The sequence below is a fragment of the Sulfurimonas xiamenensis genome (genome assembly GCF_009258045.1).
Taxonomy (GTDB): Bacteria; Campylobacterota; Campylobacteria; order Campylobacterales; family Sulfurimonadaceae; genus Sulfurimonas; species Sulfurimonas xiamenensis.
On sequence record NZ_CP041166.1, the window covers coordinates 1,231,035 to 1,254,630 of the forward strand.

General features: G+C 32.9%; 23 protein-coding genes. 10 read left to right on the top strand and 13 right to left on the bottom strand.

What is annotated here, in order from left to right; genetic code table 11:
* Nucleotides 1-12 precede the first annotated feature (12 nt).
* The 4 genes from FJR47_RS06200 to gatB are packed head-to-tail and all read right to left on the bottom strand — an operon-like array spanning nucleotide 13 to nucleotide 4,596.
* A complete protein-coding gene (locus tag FJR47_RS06200) occupies nucleotides 13-903 on the bottom strand; it encodes an NAD(P)H-dependent glycerol-3-phosphate dehydrogenase (protein WP_152299582.1) in 891 nt (296 codons plus the stop codon).
* Nucleotides 900-1,598: an NAD-binding protein gene (locus FJR47_RS06205; protein WP_152299583.1), complete on the bottom strand. Its 699-nt coding sequence runs from the start codon at nucleotides 1,596-1,598 to the stop codon at nucleotides 900-902. The genes FJR47_RS06200 and FJR47_RS06205 overlap by 4 nt, the downstream gene beginning before the upstream one ends.
* Nucleotides 1,595-3,142, bottom strand: a complete 1,548-nt coding sequence (locus tag FJR47_RS06210; RefSeq protein WP_152299584.1) for an ion transporter — start codon at nucleotides 3,140-3,142, stop codon at nucleotides 1,595-1,597. The genes FJR47_RS06205 and FJR47_RS06210 overlap by 4 nt, the downstream gene beginning before the upstream one ends.
* Before the next feature lie 5 nt (nucleotides 3,143-3,147).
* Entirely contained in the window at nucleotides 3,148-4,596 is a 1,449-nt protein-coding gene (gatB, locus tag FJR47_RS06215) for an Asp-tRNA(Asn)/Glu-tRNA(Gln) amidotransferase subunit GatB (RefSeq protein ID WP_152299585.1), read from the bottom strand.
* Nucleotides 4,597-4,713: 117 nt separating this feature from the next.
* Here gatB and FJR47_RS06220 point away from each other — a divergent pair, with 117 nt between their 5' ends.
* From FJR47_RS06220 to FJR47_RS06230, 3 genes are read left to right on the top strand one after another with little or no spacing between them, the layout of a single operon-like run.
* Nucleotides 4,714-5,892 carry a hypothetical protein gene (locus tag FJR47_RS06220; protein ID WP_152299586.1) on the top strand — a complete coding sequence of 393 codons (1,179 nt, stop codon included), beginning with the start codon at nucleotides 4,714-4,716 and terminating at the stop codon, nucleotides 5,890-5,892.
* 13 nt (nucleotides 5,893-5,905) lie between these two features.
* Nucleotides 5,906-6,301 (top strand): hypothetical protein, encoded by a 396-nt coding sequence (locus tag FJR47_RS06225; protein WP_152299587.1) that lies wholly within the window; start codon nucleotides 5,906-5,908, stop codon nucleotides 6,299-6,301.
* The gene (locus tag FJR47_RS06230) at nucleotides 6,288-7,607 is read left to right on the top strand and encodes a GGDEF domain-containing protein (RefSeq protein ID WP_188093704.1); all 1,320 of its coding nucleotides are present in this window, start codon (nucleotides 6,288-6,290) and stop codon (nucleotides 7,605-7,607) included. Before FJR47_RS06225 ends, FJR47_RS06230 begins: the two co-directional genes overlap by 14 nt.
* A 1-nt stretch (nucleotide 7,608) precedes the next feature.
* On the opposite strand, the gene FJR47_RS06235 is transcribed toward FJR47_RS06230, so the two are convergent.
* The 5 genes from FJR47_RS06235 to FJR47_RS06255 form a co-directional block, all read right to left on the bottom strand.
* Nucleotides 7,609-7,881 (bottom strand): hypothetical protein, encoded by a 273-nt coding sequence (locus FJR47_RS06235; protein WP_152299589.1) that lies wholly within the window; start codon nucleotides 7,879-7,881, stop codon nucleotides 7,609-7,611.
* A 12-nt stretch (nucleotides 7,882-7,893) separates the two neighbouring features.
* Nucleotides 7,894-8,568 carry a F0F1 ATP synthase subunit A gene (locus tag FJR47_RS06240; protein ID WP_152299590.1) on the bottom strand — a complete coding sequence of 225 codons (675 nt, stop codon included), beginning with the start codon at nucleotides 8,566-8,568 and terminating at the stop codon, nucleotides 7,894-7,896.
* A 77-nt stretch (nucleotides 8,569-8,645) separates the two neighbouring features.
* On the bottom strand, nucleotides 8,646-9,701 hold the full coding sequence (locus FJR47_RS06245) for a tRNA pseudouridine(13) synthase TruD (protein WP_347400450.1): 1,056 nt from the start codon (nucleotides 9,699-9,701) through the stop codon (nucleotides 8,646-8,648).
* Nucleotides 9,686-10,465, bottom strand: coding sequence for a bifunctional riboflavin kinase/FAD synthetase (locus tag FJR47_RS06250; RefSeq protein ID WP_430738914.1), 780 nt, complete (start codon nucleotides 10,463-10,465; stop codon nucleotides 9,686-9,688). Before FJR47_RS06250 ends, FJR47_RS06245 begins: the two co-directional genes overlap by 16 nt.
* A gap of 104 nt (nucleotides 10,466-10,569) precedes the next feature.
* Nucleotides 10,570-10,842, bottom strand: coding sequence for a CBU_0592 family membrane protein (locus FJR47_RS06255; protein ID WP_152299592.1), 273 nt, complete (start codon nucleotides 10,840-10,842; stop codon nucleotides 10,570-10,572).
* Between the two features lie 365 nt (nucleotides 10,843-11,207).
* Between FJR47_RS06255 and FJR47_RS06260 the strand changes: the two genes are divergently transcribed.
* The 5 genes from FJR47_RS06260 to FJR47_RS06280 are packed head-to-tail and all read left to right on the top strand — an operon-like array spanning nucleotide 11,208 to nucleotide 16,637.
* Nucleotides 11,208-12,206 carry an ATP-grasp domain-containing protein gene (locus tag FJR47_RS06260; RefSeq protein ID WP_152299593.1) on the top strand — a complete coding sequence of 333 codons (999 nt, stop codon included), beginning with the start codon at nucleotides 11,208-11,210 and terminating at the stop codon, nucleotides 12,204-12,206.
* Complete coding sequence (locus FJR47_RS06265) at nucleotides 12,203-13,567, top strand: GNAT family N-acetyltransferase (protein ID WP_152299594.1); 1,365 nt, start codon at nucleotides 12,203-12,205, stop codon at nucleotides 13,565-13,567. Before FJR47_RS06260 ends, FJR47_RS06265 begins: the two co-directional genes overlap by 4 nt.
* Nucleotides 13,567-14,541, top strand: coding sequence for an ATP-grasp domain-containing protein (locus tag FJR47_RS06270; RefSeq protein WP_188093705.1), 975 nt, complete (start codon nucleotides 13,567-13,569; stop codon nucleotides 14,539-14,541). Before FJR47_RS06265 ends, FJR47_RS06270 begins: the two co-directional genes overlap by 1 nt.
* A 2-nt stretch (nucleotides 14,542-14,543) precedes the next feature.
* Entirely contained in the window at nucleotides 14,544-15,581 is a 1,038-nt protein-coding gene (locus tag FJR47_RS06275; RefSeq protein WP_152299596.1) for a glutamate-cysteine ligase family protein, read from the top strand.
* Nucleotides 15,582-15,617: 36 nt separating this feature from the next.
* On the top strand, nucleotides 15,618-16,637 hold the full coding sequence (locus FJR47_RS06280) for an ATP-grasp domain-containing protein (protein ID WP_188093706.1): 1,020 nt from the start codon (nucleotides 15,618-15,620) through the stop codon (nucleotides 16,635-16,637).
* Nucleotides 16,638-16,697: 60 nt separating this feature from the next.
* On the opposite strand, the gene FJR47_RS06285 is transcribed toward FJR47_RS06280, so the two are convergent.
* From FJR47_RS06285 to ligA, 4 genes are all read right to left on the bottom strand, one after another.
* Nucleotides 16,698-17,363, bottom strand: coding sequence for an outer membrane protein (locus FJR47_RS06285; RefSeq protein ID WP_152299598.1), 666 nt, complete (start codon nucleotides 17,361-17,363; stop codon nucleotides 16,698-16,700).
* Between the two features lie 286 nt (nucleotides 17,364-17,649).
* Nucleotides 17,650-18,327: an outer membrane protein gene (locus FJR47_RS06290; protein ID WP_152299599.1), complete on the bottom strand. Its 678-nt coding sequence runs from the start codon at nucleotides 18,325-18,327 to the stop codon at nucleotides 17,650-17,652.
* Nucleotides 18,328-18,768: 441 nt separating this feature from the next.
* Nucleotides 18,769-19,491 (bottom strand): 23S rRNA (cytidine-2'-O)-methyltransferase TlyA, encoded by a 723-nt coding sequence (gene tlyA / locus FJR47_RS06295; protein WP_152299600.1) that lies wholly within the window; start codon nucleotides 19,489-19,491, stop codon nucleotides 18,769-18,771.
* On the bottom strand, nucleotides 19,478-21,436 hold the full coding sequence (gene ligA, locus FJR47_RS06300; protein WP_152299601.1) for an NAD-dependent DNA ligase LigA: 1,959 nt from the start codon (nucleotides 21,434-21,436) through the stop codon (nucleotides 19,478-19,480). The genes tlyA and ligA overlap by 14 nt, the downstream gene beginning before the upstream one ends.
* Before the next feature lie 144 nt (nucleotides 21,437-21,580).
* On the opposite strand from ligA, the gene FJR47_RS06305 reads away from it, so the two are divergent.
* Complete coding sequence (locus tag FJR47_RS06305; RefSeq protein ID WP_152299602.1) at nucleotides 21,581-22,528, top strand: transporter; 948 nt, start codon at nucleotides 21,581-21,583, stop codon at nucleotides 22,526-22,528.
* Between the two features lie 84 nt (nucleotides 22,529-22,612).
* Nucleotides 22,613-23,596 (top strand): ABC transporter substrate-binding protein, encoded by a 984-nt coding sequence (locus FJR47_RS06310; protein WP_152299603.1) that lies wholly within the window; start codon nucleotides 22,613-22,615, stop codon nucleotides 23,594-23,596.

Sequence of the window (23,596 nt, forward strand, 5' to 3'; positions counted from 1 at the left end):
ATTTTTTGACTGTTAACTTGCCAAAAAATTACTTAAGCTGACATGAGGGTCTGTACCTTCTAACATATTGTAAACTTCCTTTGCAATAGGAAGATAAAGATCTTTTTTCTTTGCTATTTCATAAAGCGCATAAGTAGTTCCGATTCCCTCAGCGACTTCTCCAAGCTCTTTTACTATCTCTTCTTTAGATTTGCCTTCTGCTATGCCGAGTCCTACGCGAAAATTTCTACTCATTATGGACGATGCTGTTAAAAAAAGATCCCCTGCTCCGCTAAGTCCTATAAAGGTTTCATCCTTTGCGCCATACTCTTTTGCAAATCTATGCATCTCAACCAAACCTCTGGATATAAGAGATGCTGAAGCATTTTTGCCAAGATTTAAGCCTTCACATATACCAGCAGCTATAGCTATTACATTTTTATATGCTCCTGCAATTTCGGCACCAACTACATCTGTAGATGTATATGTCTTTATAAAAGATGGAAAAAAGGAAGCAAATGCAGCACTAAGCTTTTCATTTTTAGAGTTAATCACAAGAGCAGTCGGTAAAGATTTTATAACTTCTGCTGCAAATGAGGGACCTGAAAGAAAAGCTATATTTTCATTTGGAACATATTTTGCATATATTTCATTTAAAAATCTTCCTGTTGTTGCCTCTATACCTTTGGATGCAACCAATATTTTTTGATTGTTATATTTAAAATTTTCTTCCAGCCAAGATGATATCTGTTGTGCAGGAATAGCAATAACAAGATACTCTAATTTTAAAATCTCTTCAAGCGAAATAAAATTTTTAATATCCCTGGGTGTTCTTGAAGTGATATAGACTTCGCATTTTTCACTTAAAGCAAATGCAAGCGCACTCCCCCATTTTCCGGCTCCGATAACCCCTATTTTAGTCATATCTGCCCTCCTATTATATTTTCAAAATTTTTGATATCCTGTTCATACCCTACTACTACAAAAATATCACCTTCTTTGATCTGATGATGCTTCGCTTTTGAGGAGTAAATAAATTCCATAGCCATCTCCTCGCTTAAAACAGATAAAACAATAACTCCATACTCTTTGCCCCAATCAATATCCGCAGGATATTCTTTGTTAAAAAACTCACTATTATCAACTCTGATTTGAGCAATTTTAAGATCACTTTTTTCATATAAAATATTATGAAGCACTTCACTGACTATAGGTTTTTCCAGCATTTCAACAATGATATTTGCAGTAGTTTGAATAGTCGGAAGGATTCTTGAAGCTCCTGCTAAAAGAAGCTTCTCTTCACTCTCTTTATCTTTAGCTAATGCGACTATCGTTAAATCTTTGAAAGTATCTCTAAGTGAAATAGTTAAAAATATATTTTCTGCCATATTTTCCAAAATACAAAATGCAACGCACCTCTTTATATCTACACTCTCTCTTAGGTCATCCCAATTGTCACTTAAATCAAACTGGGATATTTTATATTTGCTGTTTTGAATAATTTTTTCATTTTCATCCAATTTAAAAATTTGTATATTTTCATAATGCAGCGATATATTTTTAACTATCTCAAAGGTGTAATCGTTATATCCAAATATCAATGCTGTTTTTTCTGTCATACATCACTCTTTTTATGCAGGAAATTGCTAAATTCTTTTATAAACTGTATATTTCCTATAATTAAAAGATAATCACCAAGTTCCAAAGTTGTTGTATCAGGCGGATTAAAACAAAACTCTTTTTGACTTTTTTTATAAATTCCCAAAAGCAGAATTTTATATTTTTTATACTTTAAATTTCCAACTATTGTGAAACTATCTAGTATTCTCTCACTTACAACTATCTCTTGCATATCAACACCATTATAACTTGAACGCAAAGCGTGAATAAGTTCAAAAGCAACCGGCTGTCCTATAAATCCTTTGGCAATCATGCCTATAAGCTCTTTTTCATAAAAAAGTTCATTTACTCCTGCAAAAAGCAGCTTATTTTTGTTGATTTTATTTTTTAAAATAGATAAGATAAAAACATCTTTATTAAAAGAGCGAATTGTAAGAGCGGTATATACATTTTCCACATCACTGTGGCTTAGACATAAAATGGCTTTTACCTGCTCTTGTATATTAATTTTTAGTTTTTGATAACTCTCTATACTTCCAGGGTCATAATTTAGTACAAAAAAACCATCTTTTTTTGCCTGAGAAGCTTTCTCATGATTCTCTTCTAAAATAATAACTTTATTGCTTTGTATAAGCTTTTTTGAAATCTCTTTTGATATATCTTCATAACCGCAAATTAGATAAAATTTTTTCATATTCGCAATATCATCAAGAAGTTTTTTATCTTTTATTTCATCTAACTTTTCTGTAAATCCGGTGACAATTAATGATGTTGTAAATGAAAAAACCGCAATACCTGCTATTATGACAAACATTGATACAATTCTGCCCTCTTGGGTTATAGGAGTTATATCTCCATAGCCGACAGTTGAAATTGTAACAATTGACCAATAGATAGCTTCAAAAAAAGTATTTACCGCAGACGCAGGATTATTGGCTTCCATTACATAGACAAGAACTGATGAAACAAAAATAACAATAGATGCAAAGGTAAAAAGAGTAAAAAACTCAAATTTTTTTGTAGCGATGATAGAGGCAAATGTTTGTATACTTTTTGCATATCTAAAGAGTTTAAAAACACGAAAAAGTATAAAAAGTTTAAGCTGATGAAAAAACGGAATTATTGCTAAAAGATCTATAATAGCTTTGACTGAAAAAACATATTTAAGTTTAATTAGAGCTATTTTTTTTAAAGCTTTAGCTGCTTTAAACTCATCTCCGAGCATAAGATCATGCTCGCTCTGTTTTATAATCACTTCAGTAATACTGCTGCTTATCCAAAATCTAAGCATATACTCAATAAAAAATATAATTGAAATTACATAATTGTTAAAAAAGAGCAAACCGTCATTAATAGGAGATTTTACCTCTCTGATTAGAATGACAACACTTGAAAAAATAAGCACTATCATAAAAAGATCAAACACTCTTTTGTATTTATAATTACTGTTTTCAAGCAGATTATAAAAAAAATGTTTTATTTTTGCATACTTTTTTGATGTATTTATATAATATGCACTATTTACCAATAAAGGTTTAAACAAAACTACTATCCCAGTTTTGTTTTTAAAATTTCATTTACAGTTTGAGGATTTGCACTTCCTTTTGACTCTTTCATAACCTGCCCTACAAAAAAGCCAAATAATTTATCTTTGCCGTTTTTATATTGCTCAGCTTTATCGCCGTTTGCAGCAATGATGGCATCACAAATAGCTTCAATTGCACCCGTATCGCTAACCTGCTTAAGACCAAGCGTATCAATTGCACTATCCACATCAACACTGTTTTGCATAAGATAATCAAGAACCTCTTTAGCTGCTTTTCCGCTTATAGTGCCATCTTCTATTCTTTTGACTAAAAATCCAAGCTTTTTAGCATCAATAGGAGAATTGGTAATATTTACATCGCCCTTAAGTCTAGCCTGGAGCTCAACAGTTAACCATGTAATAGCATTTTTTGCACTAATGCCCTCTTCCATCATCGCCTCAAAAAAGTGCGCCATCTCAACTGAAGATGTTACAACAATCGCATTATACTCACTCATGCCGTAGTCTCTTACAAAACGCTCCATCTTCTCATCAGGAAGTTCAGGAATTTTGCTAAACTCTTCCATCATCTCATCAGTTACTACAGCTTTTAAGAGATCCGGCTCAGGAAAATAACGATAATCAGCCGCTTCTTCTTTGCCGCGCATTGAGCGAGTTTCTTGTTTTACCTGATCAAAAAGTCTTGTCTCTTGAACTATCTCTTTATCATAAACGCCATCTTCCCAAGCTTCTGTCTGACGAGCAACTTCAAGTTCTATAGCTTTCTGGATAAATCTAAAGCTGTTGATATTTTTTATCTCTACACGCGTATAAAGTTTCTCATCCCCTTTTGGACGAATAGACACATTTACATCAACACGAAATGACCCCTCTTGCATGTTTGCGTCACCTATATCAAGATAGCGGATAATTGAGTGGAGTTTTTTTAGATAAAGGATTGCCTCTTCGGCACTTCTCATATCAGGTTCGCTCACTATCTCTAAAAGAGGAGTTCCTGCGCGATTTAAATCAACTTTTGAGATATCACCTTCATGGATATTTTTTCCTGCATCTGCTTCAATGTGTGCACGGTTTATACGAATCGTTTTATGCGAACCGCTCTTTTGATGCTGTGCACCCTCTTCGAGAAAATCGATGCGAAGTTTTCCATGCTCTATTACTGGAGTATAAAGTTGCGTGATTTGATAAGCCGATGGGCTATCTGGATAAAAATAGCTTTTTCTGTCAAAATATGATGTTTGATTTATAGTCGCATCGATAGCCTCTCCAAGCATTACTGATTTATGAAGTACTTCTTTATTCAAAACAGGCAGTGCTCCGGGAAGTGCCAGGCAGGTTGGACATGTATTTGTATTTTGTTTGTGATTAAAACTTGTCGGACACGAGCAAAAAAGTTTTGATTTTGTATTTAGTTGAACATGGACTTCTAATCCAATAACTGTTTCAAACATAATGTTCCTTGATAAAAGTATAAAATTAGAGTAGATTTTATCCAATTATGCTTTTAACTTTCATAAACATCTTTAGAAATAATACAAGAGTTATCTTTTATTGTATAATGTTAGATAATGAAAATACAAAATTTACCGACTAAACTTATATTGTTATCACTGTTGACTTTTTCTGCACATTCAAATGAATTTGATTTTCAAGCTTTTGGCACCATTGGCAGTGTATATAATGACAATAGCAACTATATATACAGAAAAGATATTTTCCAAAAAGATGGCTCCTCTGGTGATTTAAGTTTTGAAACAGACACCATAATCGGGCTGCAAAGTACTTTTACGATAAATGAAAATTACTCAATACTTCTTCAAGGCATAGCAAAGAATGATTACGATGATAAAGTAAGAGCAAAATTTGATCAAGGATACTTAAAATTTGACTCAAATGAAAATTTTATCCTCAAACTAGGCAGAATCAGAACGCCTTATTACAGAAACTCAGAAAATTTAAACATAGGCTATTCGACCCTTATGATAAGAGAGAGTGTTGAAGTTTATGGGCAAGTCCCGTTTTCATCTTACAACGGAGCACAAATAATCTACTCAAACCTTATAGATAAATACTTTTATACTATTCAGGCTGGCTACGGCAAAGAAGAGCTGACTGTTCCTATCCATTCACTGAATCAAAAAGTAGATGTTGAAATTGATAACTTATATACGCTAAATTTGACTTTTGGGACAACTGCTTTACAAGCAAGAGTCACATATCTAAACGCCGATATAACTGCATCAAATCAAGACTTAAATCAACTCTTTAAAAACCTGAGAATATCCGGATTAAGTGCGTTGGCAGATCAGTATGAATATAAAGATAAAAGATCTGAGTATTTAAGTTTTGGACTATTTTTGGATTATAAAAACTTTTTATTTTCTACTGAGTATGGACAAAGAAAAATTTCTAGTTTTTTTGCAGATACTCATGGATACTCTATTACACTTGCATATAGCTTTAACAAACTAATCCCCTTTATAACTTATGCACAAAGTGAGATGGATGAAGCCACCTATGATGCAAATACAGCTTCAGATGATTTAAACACTCTGCTTCGCGCTCAAAACTTGGCACAAACATCAAAAACAGTGGGCATAAAATACTATATAAACAACAATCTTGACATAAAATTTCAGTATGAATATGTTACTCCAAAGGGAGATTTTGGAAGTTATCATTTAAGCTCTTTAGAAAAACCGCAAAATTTAAATGTATTTTCATTTGCTATGGATTTTATATTTTGAAAGAGATTACTACATGAAAACTTTTTTGTTACTTCTGTTTAGTATCTACTCTTTAAATGCGCAAATAGTAGTTGTAACAAATAAAAATTCTCAAATAGACACTATTTCAAAAGAGATAATCCAATATATATATTTAGCAAAAACAGATACAATAGATGGTGTAAAAGTTAAGCCGATTCTCTCAAATAATGAAAATTTACACAATGAATTCTGTAATACAGTTTTGTGCAAGAGTGAATTTCAGTATAATAGTTATTGGGCTAGATTAGTTTTTACGGGAAGGGAACCTATCTCAAAAAGACTTGAGTGGGAAGATATTGTAAACAAACTTAAAGAAGTAAATACTATTGTTTATATCAATAAAAAAAATATAAGGGATGAATGGAAAATTATTTATGAAGAAAATTAAGAAACTGCTCTTTTATTACAATTCTCTTTCAATTCTTAAAAAATTTCTACTAGCTCCTATATTTGGTCTACTTTTAGTTATACCATTTTATTTCTTTATATTTTTTATTATGTTAGAGATGAAACAGTCTGTAAATATCGCCAACAGTGCGTTAATACCGTTAAATGAAGCTTCACAAAATAATATTTTACTGTTAGAAAAAATTACAAATGATATAAATAGCGCAGTATCAGCAAAAGAGATAGAGTGGATATCTGCCTCTGACAAAAATGCTGATAAAATAAGAGAAAATTTAAATAAATATATAAACAGCAACTATAAAAAAGAGATTACACAAAGTATAACCGCTTTTGAAAACTACTATAAAAGAGCCAAAGATGTCTCTATAAAAATAATACAAAATAGTTATCACTATCAAAATATCGAAAATGATACAAAAATTTTAGTTCAAAATTACAATAAAGTTGATAAATTATTTAATGATTTAAAATTTTTAACAAAAGAAAATATTGAAAAAAATATCAACTCACTTTATAACGAAGCAAATATTATTTTATTGTATGGAAGTTTTATATTTTTTATATGGTTTTTTATCTCCTCTATAATTATATTCTTGGTTTATAAAGATTTAAAATATAAAATACAAAGAATTATTGACGACTCAAACGAAATAGCATATGGAGATGTTAATTTTGAAAAAAGGCTCAAGATAGTCTCTTATGATGAACTCGGTCAAATTGTAAGATCTATAAATATTTTTATAAATAAACTTCATAAAAGTCATGAGAAACTAACAAAAGCTAAAGAGAAGCTCGATAAACTATACATTATAGACAGGCTTACAAATGTATACAATAGAGTTAAAATTGATGAGATAATTGAGATAGAACTAAAAAGAAAAAGAAGATATGATCATACATTTTCTGTTATTTTAATAGATATAGATTACTTTAAACTTGTAAATGACACACATGGGCATCTTATAGGTGATTTAATTTTAAAAGAGTTTTCGCAAATTTTAAAAGACAATATTAGAGATACTGATTTTTTAGGCAGATGGGGTGGTGAAGAGTTTATAATCATCTGTACACAAACTGATCAAAAAGGAACATTTGCTTTGGCAGAAAACTTAAGAAGAGAGATAGAGAAGTTTGATTTTACAACAGTAGGTAAAATAACAGCCAGTTTTGGTATTTATGAATGCAGAGATGAGGACAATGAAAATTCAGTAATTGAAAATGCTGATAAAGCTCTTTATCAAGCAAAAAGAGACGGCCGCAACAAAGTTGTATGCTACAATCAATAATCTAGTTTTCTTCTATAATATCTTTAGAGTATATTTTTTTTAGAAGTTCTGTCTGTTTTTTGATCTCTTCTAATTTTTCTCTATTTACCGAGAAAGCATCAAGCATTAAAATTAAAAAAAACGAAACAACTATAAAAGCTATTGTAATAAAAAAAGCAAATGAAAATCCCAAAAAGGAGAAGAGCTGAAAGGTTATAAAAGCACCAAAGATAACTATTGCCCATGATGCTCCAAGCAAAAAGCTAATAATTCTGTCGAATTTATCTTTTTGCATGTTCTTTAACTGTTAGTGTTCTTCAACAGCTATTGCACCGCCGAGGTAAACAAAAGTAAGCATCATAAAGATGAATGCTTGAAGGAATGCCATAAATGTAAGAAGAGCAAAAGGGATCAAAGGAAGAACCCATGGAGCAAGCATAAGGATTACCATCAAAAACATATCGTCACCTTTAACATTTCCAAAAAGACGGAAGCTAAGAGATACTAAACGAGAGAAGTGAGAAACTATTTCAATCGGGAACATCAACCAGTATAACCACCAAACAGGACCCATAAAGTGTTTAAAATATTTGATAACACCTTGACGGCGGATACCTTCATAGTTGTAGTAGATAAATACTGAAAGAGCAAGTGTAAAAGCAAACTCTAAAAATGCAGTAGGAGCTTCAAAACCAGGAATAACGCCGATTAAGTTTGCAATACCTACAAAAAGACCGATAGTCGCAACAAGCGGAAGATAACGGCGAGCATTCTCTTCACCCATAACATCTGTTCCCATTTTTAGAACACCTGAAATATATGCTTCCATTACATTTTGAGTTCCTGTCGGAACCATTTTTAAGTTTGACATAGCCATCTTTACTAGTATCAAAGCGATACCTGCTGATAGCAGCATGTGCGTCATGTAGATAAAAGTCTTATCGTGAGAAATTAGACCGAAAAATGTGAACAATTCACCCATAGGTGTACTCCCTGTCTTGTAATAATTGTGTGATTATAGTAAAAATTTAATTAAACTTTTATAATACGAGAAAAAATTTATCTCTTTTTTTTGCTTTTATCTCTTTTTACATCTTTTGCACTATAGTTTTTCCCCGCAATACTCTCTAAAAACACAGTTGCATAAGAGCCTTTTGGCATCGTAAAAGAGATATTTAACATTGTCTCTTTTTTAACATATTTACAGTCAATATCGGTAGGATAAACTAGAGCTTCGCGTCTCTGCCCTTTTTCTTGCAAAAACTCATCATCATACTTTTTTTCTATCTCCGCTGCTTCATATTTGGCGCGAAATACATCTCTGCCGCATAAAAGTCCAGTTGGGACGATCTTCTTTGCCGCAAACTCTTTTGAGGGTATCAGCTTTGGAGTTGAGAGTTTGCCATCTTTTGAGACAAACACATCACCGCTAAGAAGTACAAACTCCAAAGAGCCACTCTCTTTGCTTAACATCACCCTCTCTCTTAGCCACTCGTTAAAGTAGTAACTCTGATAAACCGAGATCAAAAAACTCTTAAGCTTCGCATCCTCTATGAATAGCTCACCTTTTATCATCTCTCTAGCCTGCTCAATGCTATCTGCATCGCGCCCGAATCTTTGGTATCCGAAGTAGTTTGGAAGTCCGCTTTTAGCTATTTTTCTGGCAACTTTTTCTATCTTGCCCGCATCTATCGCATCAACATCGTAAAGATTTATGCTAAATCTGTTTCCTGCCAAATCTCCCATTCTTATGGAGTGAGAGTGTCTTGTCATGCTTAATATCTTAATCTGCTTGTGCTGAAATTTTTTAAGCGCATACTCATGTTTTGTCTCTAGCGATATATACTGCGTAGTCGTTGCATGCTTGTCTTTAAGTCCTGCGTAACCTATCTTTTGAGCGGGAATCATAAGATGCTCTGCGAAGATGGCAATCATATCCCAAGTGGTGAGTTCAACTTTTTGCACCTTTAGTATGAGGTAATTTCCTCTGCCTAAAAACTCTTCCATAGGAATCTCATCAACTACGAAATCCTTCTCATTTTGGTAAAATTTTAAATCGATATCCTGTATGCTGTGTAGATACTCTCTATCTAACTCTTTTATAATTGTAGAAATTTTAGCTCCTTTGAAGCGGTTGCTATATCTTTTTTTATAGCTTTTCTTAACTCGTCTAACGAGTCAAATTTTTTGTTCTCTCTGATAAAGTTAATAAAACTGATACTTGCGCGCTCTTTACATAACACTTCGCTATCAAGTATGTGGCTCTCTAACGCGAAACTTCCATCCGTTGTTACTCTATGCCCGACAAACGAGACCGATGGATGAAAATGTTCCTCGTCATCAATGCGTGTAAGTGTTGCATAAACACCCTCTTTTGGCATTAAAAACTCTTTCGCTTCTACATTTATAGTAGCGACTAGCTCTTTTTTGCCTATGCCCTGACCTGCTACCACTTTGCCTTTGATGGTGTAATTATGCCCTAAAAAAGCGTTGGCTCCCTCAATATCTCCGATTTGAAGCTTTGCTCTTATCTTGTGAGAGTGAACCGAATCGCCGTGCAGAGTCACCTCTTCAATCACATCTACCTCTCCATCAAATAGAGTTTTGAGGTCATTAAAAGAGTATTTTCTATTTTTTCCAAAGTGAAAATCATACCCGACTACTATCTTTTGGAGTTTTGGAAACTTCTCTTTTAAAAAAGCTATAAACTCCTCTCCGCTGAAGTGGCGGATATCCTCTAGTTCAAGATAAAGAAAAGGAAAGTGCGAAAAGTGCTCACGCTCTTTTTTTGGAGTAAGGTTTGCATAACCCGTCTCGATAACAACTATAGTACTCTTCTCATCAAGTGCCGAAAAAAGCTGTTGATGTCCGATATGCATCCCGTCAAAGCCGCCTATAGCTATGGATGTGCTGTTTTTCAAATCTTTTTCCTCTCTAGCAAAATAGCTTCTCTCTTTTTTATGCAAAATTTTATCAAAAAGGTCTATATTTTATCATTAAAAGCATTTTGCTTTTTGTTTTTATACCACTTATAAAGCCCATACACGCTTATCAATATCCAAAAAAATTCTATGATAAAAGAGGCGAAATTCCAGTTATACAAGAGTGAATAGACAATAAGAAGTGCACCTAAAAAGTTAAAAAACGAGTAGAAAAAGCCTTTGGCATCTATTTTTTCACTCTGCAACAAAAAATATGTTGCCAAAACCATTGCTACACCTACAATACCAACAACATCTACTGCAAAACTACTCATTTTATTATCTCCATGGTTTATTTGTTAAATCTAGTATATTTTAAACCGACTGCTAGATTTAAATTAATTTTTTATCTTTATTCTTTTTATTATGGCATAAAATTTTAATAGTACTAACATTGTCTGACTGTTTAATATATTGAGTGTCTTATAAATGTAATCATGGTTGGTAAAAGGGAGATAAGTAAGTGACTGCAAAAAAGTTTGAAAAAATCTCAGGTAAAATAACAACGACACTCTATGCTTATATAAATAAAGCTGTTATATGAAATATTTTTAATTAGTAAGATTTAATATAAATTAAGAAGCTATTAAATTTATATGATTATACTTAGAGTCAATAATAGTGCTAATTGAGGGGTTGTATGTCTAAAAAAAACATCTTATTTATTAACGGTATACCGGATGACAGAAAAATGCTTATTCAAAAAATAAACAAAAATGGTCTAATTAAATGGCGGGGAAAGGGTGGTGCAAATCTAAGTTATTTTCTTAAAAATGATCTATTTGATCAATACGATATAGTCTTTGATCTAAAAGGTACACAGGAACTTCCTCGACAAATGATTCATGCGGTCTTTAATCAAATATCAGATGCAGATACGCATAAAAATGTACTTAAGAAAGCAGATAGTTTTTATAAAACTGTCTCAAAGCATGTCCCTTTTTTCAATCCTCCTGCAAATGTTATGAATACTACTCGTGATAATATTTATCGCTTACTGCAAGGAGTTGATAAACTGCATATTCCAAAAACAGTAAAAATCCAACCTAAATCACCATCTGATATTTATGATACGATTGAAAAAGAACATTTTGAGTTTCCGGTTATTTTTAGACAAGCAGGAGATCACGGTGGTATAAGTACAGTAAAAATTGATGATAAAACAGAACAATTTTATGCATTTCCTCTAGATGGAAGAGATTATTATTTGACACAATTTGTTGATTATGCAGATACTATGGGGATTTATACTAAATATCGTCTTGTTGTAGTTGATGGTGAAGTGTATATACGACATGTGATTTTTAGCGATAGCTGGGTTATTCATAGCAAAAGCAGAGAGTATATGGAAAAAAACAAAAAGTATCAGAGTCAAGAAGCAAAGATTTTAAAATCTTTTGATATTGAAATAAAACCAAAAATAAAAGATGTGATTAATCAAATCTATCAAAAATTAAAGCTCGATTATTTTGGTATTGACTGCTATATTGATAAAGACATGAACATACTGGTCTTTGAAATAAATGCCAATATGAATGTTCTTATTAATAATGCAAAAGACAAAATTAACATATGGACTAAACAGATCGATATAATTAAAAATGCAGTTATCGTAATGATAGAAAAAGTTAAAACATGAATTTTATTATTGAATCTGCTAAGCAGAGTGAATTTAAAGAAATTATTGCTGTATTAAGACCATGGAATATGCACCATATTCCTTCTAGTGAAATGGAAATGATAGATTTTGATACTTTTTTTGTAGCAAAACTTGATGATAAAATTGTAGGTGTATCTGGATATAAAATACTCTCTTACGGTATGGGGAAAACAACACTGTTGGCTGTTTACCCTGAATTTCAAGGTTCAGGCATTGGCAAAGCATTGCAAGATAGACGACTAAAAGAAATGTATAAAGCTGGAGTCAAAAAAGTAATTACCAATGCTGATCGCTCAGATATTATTTTGTGGTACAAAAAACATTATGGTTACCGTGAAATCGGAAAATTGGCAAAACTAATCTCTTTTGGTTTAGATGAAATAAAGTATTGGACAACGCTGGAACTGGATCTTGAGATGCATATGACACAAAAAAAGTTTAAAGATGCAAAAAAACAACAATATATATATGATAATGATCCTGTTCCACTTTCACCTTATTCTCCATTGATCATTAATGCATGTTTGACTGGAATGATACCTACAAAAACAAGTACAAGATATGTGCCTGTCAGTGTGGATGAAATTGTAAAAGACGCTATAGATGTTTATGATGCAGGAGCAAGGATCGTACATTTGCATGCCAGAGATGCCGATGGTATTCCAACTCATGAAGCCCGTTATTATGAAGAGATGATTATTGCTATACGCCGTGAAAGACCTGATCTTATTTGTTGTGTTTCTACTTCAGGAAGGAATGTTAAAGAGATAGAACAACGATCAGAGGTACTGTATCTTACAGGTAAAGCAAAACCTGATATGGCAAGTCTGACACTTGGCTCTCTTAATTTTGCTACAGGTCCTAGTATGAATTCCCTTGATATGATTCAGCAGTTGGCTATGATCATGAAAGAGAAAGGAATCAAGCCTGAAATGGAAGTATTTGATTCCGGCATGGTCAATGTAGCCAAATATCTCGAGCGTCATGAAATTGTCAGCGGTAACAAATACTTCAATATTTTATTGGGTAACATTAATACAGCTCCCGCAACAATAGGAGATCTAGCGCATCTTTTAAATGCATTGCCTAAAGATTCTATTTGGGCAGCTACTGGTCTTGGTGGATTTCAATTACCTATGAATACTGCAGCTATTATAGCTGGAGGACATGTGAGAGTAGGATTAGAAGATTCAATTTATTATGACTATAAACAAAATACATTGGCAACAAATACAAATTTAATCAAGCGCATTGTCCGTATAGCCAATGAATTACAAAGAGAAATTGCGACAGGAAGCGAAGTAAGAAATATATTGGGTTTATCAAAAGAAGTTTTATGATGAAAAAAAACATCTTATTTATCAACGGTATACCGGATGACAGAAAAATGCTTATTCAAAAAATAAACAAAAATGGTCTAATTAAATGGCGGGGAAAGGGTGGTGCAAATCTAAGTTATTTTCTTAAAAATGATCTATTTGATCAATACGATATAGTCTTTGATCTAAAAGGTACACAGGAACTTCCTCGACAAATGATTCATGCGGTCTTTAATCAAATATCAGATGCAGATACGCATAAAAATGTACTTAAGAAAGCAGATAGTTTTTATAAAACTGTCTCAAAGCATGTCCCTTTTTTCAATCCTCCTGCAAATGTTATGAATACTACTCGTGATAATATTTATCGCTTACTGCAAGGAGTTGATAAACTGCATATTCCAAAAACAGTAAAAATCCAACCTAAATCACCATCTGATATTTATAATACGGTTGAAAAAGAACATTTTGAGTTTCCGGTTATTTTTAGACAAGCAGGAGATCACGGTGGTATAAGTACAGTAAAAATTGATGATAAAACAGAACAATTTTATGCATTTCCTCTAGATGGAAGAGATTATTATTTGACACAGTTCGTAGAAACTGCCAAAAATAAAATATATGCTAAATACCGTTTAGTAGTAGTAAATGGTGAAGTATTTATACGACATGTGATTTATGGGCGGGAATGGATGGTACATGCCGGCAGCCAGATCGAGGAACAAGAAATCAGTAACTATAAAAAATCAGTTTCTAAACATTTTCTTACAGAAATCAAACCTTTAATCCAACCGACTATTGATCAAATATATTACCGTATTGGCTTGGATTATTTTGGCATTGATTGCCATATTGATAATAATATGAATTTATTGGTTTTTGAGATCAATGCAAATATGAATGTTTTTACTAAAAGTAAAAATAGTGTTTTTACAAAACACATTGAAATGGCTAGACAGGCATTAATAAATATGCTCATAAAAGGAAAAAAATAGTTATGATGAAAATGGGGGTTGAACATGAATTTGTATTTAAGGATGATCGCGGGACTTATTTAGATTTTGAAACGGCAGAATATTCTATTTTTCAAAAAATTATAAATGAATTCCCCTATTTTGAAAATGATGATACATTCTTTGATTGTAAATCATTAGAACAAAAGCCAAAACGATGCTATATAGAGGGCTTTGAGCGATATGATATAAATGGAAAACTTATTGAAACTGTTCCTAAAGGTCTTGAGATTAGAACTTTACCGCATACCAATATAGATACAGTTATTAAAGATTTTACAAACTCTTATACATGTCTCATGCATAGTGCAGAAAAATTTGGTTTCTCTCCACTTCTTACAAGTATACATCCTTTTAAAAGTTCTGTTCATTTCAAAAAACCATTAAACAGAGCAGAAATAGCTTTACGAACAGATGAAGAACTAACTATAGCAACAGATGCATTGCTTTGGCATGGGATTCATATTAATGTCTCTATAAGTAGTGCATCAAAAGAACAAATGACGGATCTTTTGCAAAAAGTTAATTATTATGCTCCTTATATTATTCCTTTTAGCTTTTCATCTCCTTTTCATGATGGAAAAGTATTTGACGGTTTGTCGTATAGAACATACCGTAAAGCCAAAACAAGAAAAGTGATTCAATTACAAAATAGAAAAGGAGTTTATGTGCTTGAATTTAGAGGATTTGATTCTTGTGGGGATGTAAAATTACTTAAATCCCTGCTTCTTCTTTATAAAGGGCTTCTACTTGATAAAAGTTTGAAACAAAGAGCTTCATTTCAGAATCCAGAGCTTCTGGAACATTCTGCTCTTAAAGGGTTTGAAGATGAAACCATAAGAAAAGAAGGCTTAAATGTCTTAAAGGCTGTAAGAGCTGTAATTCAAGATGAGAAAGAAGCATTGCAAATGTTAGAAAACATGTTATATATAAATGATTCTTATGCATCAAAAATAAAACAAATATATCTCGAAACAGGTGATATTATGAAAAGTATTTCAAATAGATATCACTATGATTAATTTAATAGTATTTCATATTCTAAAAGGAGTTTTATGATGAAAAAAAATATTTTATTTATAAATGGTGTTCCAGATGATCAAAGAGCATTCGTTTATGAGATTGATAAAAATGGTGTTTATAAATGGCAAAGCATTGGTAGTTCGAATGTAAGTAACTTTCTTAAAAATGATCTGTTTAATCGATCTTCTATCCTTCTTGATACTACAGAAGATCAGGAACTTCCACGAATAGTGGTCTCTGCAATTTTCAATGAAATATCAGATGCAGATACACATAAGATCACACTTAAGAAAGCAGATGACTTCTATAAATCAATTTCAGACAAAGTCCCTTTTTTCAATCCTCCTGCAAATGTTATGAATACTACTCGTGATAATATTTATCGCTTACTGCAAGAAGTTGATAAACTGCATGTTCCAAAAACAGTAAAAATCCAACCTAAATCACCATCTGATATTTATGATACGATTGAAAAAGAACATTTTGAGTTTCCGGTTATTTTTAGACAAGCAGGAGATCACGGTGGTATAAGTACAGTAAAAATTGATGATAAAACAGAACAATTTTATGCATTTCCTCTAGATGGAAGAGATTATTATTTGACACAATTTGTTGATTATGCAGATACTATGGGGATTTATACTAAATATCGTCTTGTTGTAGTTGATGGTGAAGTGTATATACGACATGTGATTTTTAGCGATAGCTGGGTTATTCATAGCAAAAGCAGAGAGTATATGGAAAAAAACAAAAAGTATCAGAGTCAAGAAGCAAAGATTTTAAAATCTTTTGATATTGAAATAAAACCAAAAATAAAAGATGTGATTAATCAAATCTATCAAAAATTAAAGCTTGATTATTTTGGTATTGACTGCTATATTGATAAAGACATGAACATACTGGTCTTTGAAATAAATGCCAATATGGGCATTCTTCTTCAAACCAAAGGTTATATTTTTGAAGATCGTATTGAAACAATTCGACAAGCATTGATCAAAATGATATTAGAAAAAAACAGCCCTAAAGATTTCTCGCGCAATAATGTAATAGCTTAAATATCGCAAAAAAATATGAAGTTTTCATTCTATCAAGCCATATGGCTTGATAGAAATGGATTAGAATTTATAGCTTAAACCTATGTTTACTGTATCTATTGTAACATCAAGATCATAGGTATAAATACCATCGACATATGTGTCACCTTCATCTTTACATAATCTTACATAATCTATAAAAAACGAAGTGTTTTCTGTAATGCTATAAGATGCACCGATACCCCATTGGAAAACATTTTCATCTAGAAGACTTTGATCAAACCACCATTCATCATTAACAGAGACATTTCCATAACCCAGTAAAGCATAAACGCTAAAAGTCTCTGTTACCGGATACATCGGTTTAACATAGATACCCCATGCACTCCAGTCTCCATCACTATAGTCATTAGAATAGTCCAACTCTCCATTTGTATATCTTGAATAACTGTACTTTTCTGAATCCATCGCATTCCAATATCTTCCTTCTATCGCAATATATTGGTTGAACTGATAACCAGCTTGAAGCATATAAGCATTAGTGTCAACTTCATATGAATCATAGTAATCATAATCATTACCCCCTGACTCATAATTTTCATGTATACTCATTTCGCTATTTACAAGACTATATGCACCACCTATGTAAAAACCGCTCTTTGAACCAACTGCCGGTATATTTTCACTCGCTACTGCAAATGTACTCAAAGCCAAAACTGTTGCTATTGAAAGTGTAAAATTTTTCATTACTTTTCCTTTTTTTTAATATTTATATTTAACATTTTAAGATTATATGGCTTTATATAATCTTAATATATAATAAAGTTAAAAAATTATAATTTAATTTGAGGACATTGTAAATGAGTTAAATAAAAGAACTCCAGTATACATTTCTCATCGTCTACGATTGGAATGAAGAAGAAGAATAGCACTATTTCTTAGAGTGATTTGGTTTAGGAGAAAGTGTTCTAAATCAAAAATGTCAATTATAAAGTTTTCATTCTATCAAGCCATATGGCTTGATAGGAAGGGATTAGAATTTATAGCTTAAACCTATGTTTACTGTATCAATAGTGATGTCAAGATCATATGTATTGTAGTCATAACCACCATCAACATATGTGTCACCTTCATCTTTACATAATCTTACATAATCTATAAAAAACGAAGTGTTTTCTGTAATGCTATAAGATGCACCGATACCCCATTGGAAAACATTTTCATCTAGAAGACTTTTATCATCAGACCATTCGTCTTTTATAGAAACATTTCCATAACCCAGTAAAGCATAAACGCTAAAAGTCTCTGTTACCGGATACATCGGTTTGACATAGATACCCCATGCACTCCAGTCTCCATCACTATAGTCATTAGAATAGTCCAACTCTCCATTTGTATATCTTGAATAACTATTCTTTTCTGAATCCATCGCATTCCAATATCTTCCTTCTATCGCAATATATTGGTTGAACTGATAACCAGCTTGAAGCATATAAGCATTAGTGTCAACTTCATATGAATCATAGCGATCATAATCATTACCTTCTATATATCCATAATCACGATGTACACTCATTTCACTATTTACAAGACTATATGCACCACCTATGTAAAAACCGCTCTTTGAACCAACTGCCGGTATATCTTCACTCGCTACTGCAAATGTACTCAAAGCCAAAACTGTTGCTATTGAAAGTGTAAAATTTTTCATTACTTTTCCTTTTTTTTAATATTTAACATTTTAAATTTTAAGATTATATGGCTTTATATAATCTTAATATAGAATAAAGTTAAAAAATTATAATTTAATTTGAGGACATTGTAAAGGAGTTAAATAAAAGAACTTCCTATAAAATATTGGCTCGACTTAGAACTTGAAATATTTAAAATTTCACCTAATGAATTTTATGTTGCTCTTTTAAAAGAAGAGATATATTGTATTAGCTATATACTATGACAAATACTCTTTTGCTCTTCCCTCTGAGAAGTGTTGAAGGTATATCGTCATATATGTTTATTGATTTTAGATATGCGAAAGGCAGGTCTTAATCCAATTCTCGCGGTATATCGTCATATATGTTTATTGATTTTCACTGTAAACAGTAATCTTCTAGTATCTCTTTTAAGACAAATACTAAATTGTTAAAATGCATCATGCTTTATTTTGTTTTTCAAAAAAATAGCAATACTCAAGATTACCTTCTTTGCCTGTGAGTTTTGAAGGCGATTTTAAAATCAGTTTCCACCCTAGCAAAGCACAAGCATCTTCAAACTTTATCATGGCGTTAAGTATTGCTTTTTCATCGGTCACGACACCGTTTCTATCTCTTTTTGCCTCTCGCCCGACCTCAAACTGCGGTTTAAAAAGCAGAATGATTTTATCTTTTGCAAGTCTATCGACGACATCCAATATATAAAGCAGAGAGATAAAAGCGACATCGCTTACCACTATGTCAAACTCTTTGTCGCTCTTAAATTCTCTTATGTCACAACCTTCGTAAGAGCGGACTCTCTCATCATTTTTCAGACTTGTATGCAACTGATCTCGTCCCACATCAACAGCCGTAACTTCTGCAACTCCGCCCTCTAGCAATACCTGAGTAAATCCGCCCGTTGAAGAGCCGATATCTAGCGCGCTCATCCCTTTTACATCAAGCCCCAACTCATCCAAAAATGCACTCAGTTTAAAAGCTGCGCGGGAAACATACTCTTTATGCTCTTTTAGAGTTACTTTGTCGCTCTCTTTTAGTTTATATGATGTCTTTATAATCTGCTCGCCATTTACGCTTACAAGCCCCTTTTTTATAAGTGCTTGTGCCTTGTTTCTGCTCTCGCACAGATAGTTTTCTACCAGATAGTTATCAAGTCTGCTCAATTTTTTTCCTCATCTCTTGCTCACTAAGAACAGCAACGCCCAAGTTCACAGCTTTATCATATTTGCTTCCTGCATCTTCGCCATAGATAACAAAATCAGTTTTTTTGGAGACTGAACTTACCACTTTTGCACCCAAAGCTTCCAGCATCTCTTTTGTAGCGTCTCTTGACTCGCTCATGCTTCCCGTAAGCACTACACTTTTACCTTTAAACGGATTCTCTTTTGCCTCTTCTCTCTGCTTTGGTTCAAGCGGACGCAAAATCTCTTGGAGTTTTAATATAGTATCTCTGTTTACTCTGACAAACTCCAAAACCGACTCCGTCATCTCCTCTCCAAAACCCTCTAACGAGACTAGTTCCTCTTTTGTGGCATCTATAAAAGAACTTCCAAACCTGCTACTTAGAGTTTTAGACGCCACCTCTCCGATATGCTCAATCCCCAAAGAGTTTACAAACCGCCAGTAATCACACCCTTTTGCGGCTTCAAGCGAATTAAGCAAATTTTGTGCCTTTTTCTCTTTGAAACCCTCTAAAGTTAAGAGTTTATTTAAGGTTAAATCAAACAAATCAAGAACACTTTTAACAAGCCCTGAATTAAAAAGTGCCTCAACTATTTTAGAGCCCAAGCCGTCAATATTTAGACACGGTTTTGAGGCAAAATAGATGATGGAGTTGATAACTCTAGCTTCACATTTTAGATTTTGACACTTTAGAAGCACACCCTCATCCAAAAGCTCACTGCCACAAACCGGGCAAGTTGTCGGTCGCTCATATTTAATTTCACTTCCATCTCTCTCATGAGTTAAAACTTTTATGATTTTTGGTATAACATCACCACTTCTAAGGATGATGACCTTGTCATTTATGCGGATATCTTTTCTATCAATCTCATCAAAATTGTGCAGTGTCGCACGCTCAACTACAACGCCATCAATATTTGTCGGCTCTACAATAGCAACCGGAGTAACCACACCCGTTCGTCCCACTTGAAGAGCTATCTCTTTTAGCGTGGTTATCTTCTCAACTGCAGGAAATTTGTAAGCAACTGAAAAACGGGGGTTTTTAACGGTGTAACCCATATCTATCTGCGCAGCTATTTCATTTACTTTTATAACCATGCCATCAAGCATCATCGCGTAGCTGTCGCGATTTTTGTTCATCTCTTCATATACAGCTTCTATCTCATCAAAATTTTTACATGTAGCTCGAAGCGGCGGTTTTTTAAAACCAAGAGAGTAGATATAATCCATTCTTTGACTTAAAAGTTTATGCTCCAGAGTGTTCTCTCCGACACCGTAAGGCAAAAAGACAAGATTTCTTGAAGCGGTAATGCTTGAGTCAAGCTGTCTTAGACTTCCTGCCGCGGCATTTCTGGGGTTTGCAAAAACCGCTTCGCCTTTTGCTGCTCTCTCTTGATTTATTCTAAAAAATTCATCTTTATAGAGTACAACTTCACCTCTAATCTCAATTCTATCTTTATGATTTATAACCAATGGAATCGAGCGGATTGTTTTCACATTTTGCGTTATCAGTTCGCCTACACTTCCGTCTCCGCGGGTTATACCTTGAGTAAGTTTCCCATCTTCATAGATAAGATTCAAGCTTGCTCCGTCATACTTCGGTTCGCAGTAAAATGTTATGTTTTTATCTAACTTGTATGTTTTTATAAGCCACTTTTGCAAACCCTCAGAATCAAAAACATCCTCTAAACTCCACATACGGCTAAGATGATGAGCTTTTGAAAATCCTTCAGAGACTACATCACCTATTCTTTGTGTAGGTGAAGAGGGCAAAATATCCTCTTTGTGATGCTCTTCGTATTCCAAGACCTCATGATAGAGTTTATCGTACACCTCATCAGTCGTAATCGGATCATCAAGAACATAATAGTGGTATGCGTATAGATTTAGCTTCTCTACAGCTTTTTTATAATCATTTAAATTCATAAATATGATTTTATCCAAAACTTTTTTAAAAGAGTCCTAAAGAAAGATAATTTTTTGATAATGAATATCAATTTTATATTTAATTAAGGGAAACTACTATAAAGTTCTACTTGAGAATGAATATCAATATAAAAAGGGTACACAGTGAAAAAAATATTTATAAAATCTCTTCTTTTGATTCCGTTTATTTTAAGTGCAGATGTTATACCTGCTATTAACTCAAATGGCGGAGGATTAGTTTTGCCTGAGGGAAAATTAAAAATGGGGATAAAACATATTAACTTTGAGAGAACTAGCATGTTTGATGGTACAAATGAAGTCCAAAACAGAGAAAAACTAGATGCAACTGCCAATATAACTATTGTTGGTTTACATTATGGACTAAACAAGAAAACAACAATCAGTGTAATTGTTCCATATAAAAACATAAAAGCAAAAGCCAGCTTAGGAGCAAGTGATGTTGCTATTGACAACAGAGGGTTAGGCGATATAATCTTAGCCGCGCGTCATGTTCTTTTGCCTATAAACGAATATGGATATCAACTATCTATTGATGGCGGACTTAAGATTCCAACAGGAGCAACAAACGGCTCGTTTGTTAAAGCACCAGCTGTTGCAAATGGTGTAAACACACCTATGCCTACACAAATGGGTACCGGAGAGTTCGAATACAAACTTGGACTTGGTATTACAAAAATAATAGATGAAAACTGGGAGTTTGATGCACATACAATGTATACATATCGACCAAAAGCACATAATGATTATGATTATGGAGATGAGATATGTTTAAATCTCTCAACAACAAAGGCAGTAACAAAGCAGATAAATATTGGAGTTGAGTACAATTTCGCTTATAATACCAAAACTGACATGGGTGATGACACAAACGCACCGCTTAGATCTATGCTTCCTTTTAAAGCATTTAGCGGAAATGCGGGTTATATAACACCGCAAATCGAGTTTATACCTTTTGGCAAGCCAAAAATTCATCTAGGAGCAGGAATCTCGTTTTTAACACACTATAATCTAAGAGAGTATCAACCTCTTGAAAAAAAGAGATTTATTATTAGAATGGGATATTTATTTTAATCTTGATTAAAATCAATGATAATTAATATCAAAATTGTTATTATATTATCAGTATAAATTTAAAAAAATAAGGAAAACATAAATATGAAAAATATTATTTATAGCCTTTTTACACTGTTACTGTTTTCAACTATTCTAAGTGCTGAAGCAAAATTAAAAAAGATAGTGATATCTGGTCCGTTTGCTTCATCTTCACATCCTATTTTACATATGATTGAAACAAATGCTCTAAGCGATATAGCGGAAGAGGTAGAGTTTAAAATTTGGAAAAATCCGGATGAACTTCGCGCTATGACAATCAGAGGCAATGTTGATTTTGTGGCTGTTCCGACAAACACTGCAGCAATTTTATACAACAAAGGCGTAGACATAAAACTTATAAATGTCTCTGTTTGGGGAATTTTAGGAATGATTAGTCGTGATGATTCACTAAAAACCCTTAAAGATTTTAAAGGTAAAAAAATAGCAGTTCCATTTCGCGCAGATATGCCTGATATCGTCTTTAAACAACTTCTAAAAAAAGAGGGTTTAGATCCGCAAAAGGATTTTGATCTTGTATATGTAGCTAATCCTATGGATGCTATGCAGATGCTTATTATGAGAAGAATAGATCATGCACTTTTAGCCGAGCCTGCCATCTCTATTGCACTTCGCAAAACCAAATCTTTTCCTGTTAGCCTTGTAGCACCTGATCTTTTTAGAAGTGTTGATCTTCAAAAAGAGTGGGGAAATATTTTTGGCACAAACGGTGATATTCCCGAAGCTGGAATTGCAGTTATGGGACATATAAAAGATGAGCATGTTATCAAAAGATTTCAAGAAGAGTATGAAAAGTCCATTGAGTGGTACAAAACAAATCCTGAAAAAGCAGCTGCTCTTGTTGTAAAAACATTTGATATGCTCCAAGAAGATGGTGTAAAAGACTCTATATCACATGTTAGACTTAAAAGCATAAATGCAGCTCAAGCAAAAAAAGATTTAGAATTTTTCTTTAATGTTTTAAAAGAAGAAGATCCAAAAAGCATAGGCGGCAAACTCCCAGATGATACCTTTTACTATGGATTTTAA

Excerpts from the sequence above, each read along its gene's own strand:
- FJR47_RS06200 (WP_152299582.1), bottom strand. The coding sequence starts at position 903 with ATGACTAAAATAGGGGTTATCGGAGCCGGAAAATGGGGGAGTGCGCTT.
- FJR47_RS06205 (WP_152299583.1), bottom strand. The coding sequence starts at position 1,598 with ATGACAGAAAAAACAGCATTGATATTTGGATATAACGATTACACCTTT.
- gatB (WP_152299585.1), bottom strand. The coding sequence starts at position 4,596 with ATGTTTGAAACAGTTATTGGATTAGAAGTCCATGTTCAACTAAATACA.
- FJR47_RS06220 (WP_152299586.1), top strand. The coding sequence starts at position 4,714 with ATGAAAATACAAAATTTACCGACTAAACTTATATTGTTATCACTGTTG.
- FJR47_RS06225 (WP_152299587.1), top strand. The coding sequence starts at position 5,906 with ATGAAAACTTTTTTGTTACTTCTGTTTAGTATCTACTCTTTAAATGCG.
- FJR47_RS06230 (WP_188093704.1), top strand. The coding sequence starts at position 6,288 with ATGAAGAAAATTAAGAAACTGCTCTTTTATTACAATTCTCTTTCAATT.
- FJR47_RS06235 (WP_152299589.1), bottom strand. The coding sequence starts at position 7,881 with ATGCAAAAAGATAAATTCGACAGAATTATTAGCTTTTTGCTTGGAGCA.
- FJR47_RS06240 (WP_152299590.1), bottom strand. The coding sequence starts at position 8,568 with ATGGGTGAATTGTTCACATTTTTCGGTCTAATTTCTCACGATAAGACT.
- FJR47_RS06250 (WP_430738914.1), bottom strand. The coding sequence starts at position 10,465 with ATGCATATCGGACATCAACAGCTTTTTTCGGCACTTGATGAGAAGAGT.
- FJR47_RS06255 (WP_152299592.1), bottom strand. The coding sequence starts at position 10,842 with ATGAGTAGTTTTGCAGTAGATGTTGTTGGTATTGTAGGTGTAGCAATG.
- FJR47_RS06260 (WP_152299593.1), top strand. The coding sequence starts at position 11,208 with ATGTCTAAAAAAAACATCTTATTTATTAACGGTATACCGGATGACAGA.
- FJR47_RS06265 (WP_152299594.1), top strand. The coding sequence starts at position 12,203 with ATGAATTTTATTATTGAATCTGCTAAGCAGAGTGAATTTAAAGAAATT.
- FJR47_RS06270 (WP_188093705.1), top strand. The coding sequence starts at position 13,567 with ATGAAAAAAAACATCTTATTTATCAACGGTATACCGGATGACAGAAAA.
- FJR47_RS06275 (WP_152299596.1), top strand. The coding sequence starts at position 14,544 with ATGATGAAAATGGGGGTTGAACATGAATTTGTATTTAAGGATGATCGC.
- FJR47_RS06280 (WP_188093706.1), top strand. The coding sequence starts at position 15,618 with ATGAAAAAAAATATTTTATTTATAAATGGTGTTCCAGATGATCAAAGA.
- FJR47_RS06285 (WP_152299598.1), bottom strand. The coding sequence starts at position 17,363 with ATGAAAAATTTTACACTTTCAATAGCAACAGTTTTGGCTTTGAGTACA.
- FJR47_RS06290 (WP_152299599.1), bottom strand. The coding sequence starts at position 18,327 with ATGAAAAATTTTACACTTTCAATAGCAACAGTTTTGGCTTTGAGTACA.
- ligA (WP_152299601.1), bottom strand. The coding sequence starts at position 21,436 with ATGAATTTAAATGATTATAAAAAAGCTGTAGAGAAGCTAAATCTATAC.
- FJR47_RS06310 (WP_152299603.1), top strand. The coding sequence starts at position 22,613 with ATGAAAAATATTATTTATAGCCTTTTTACACTGTTACTGTTTTCAACT.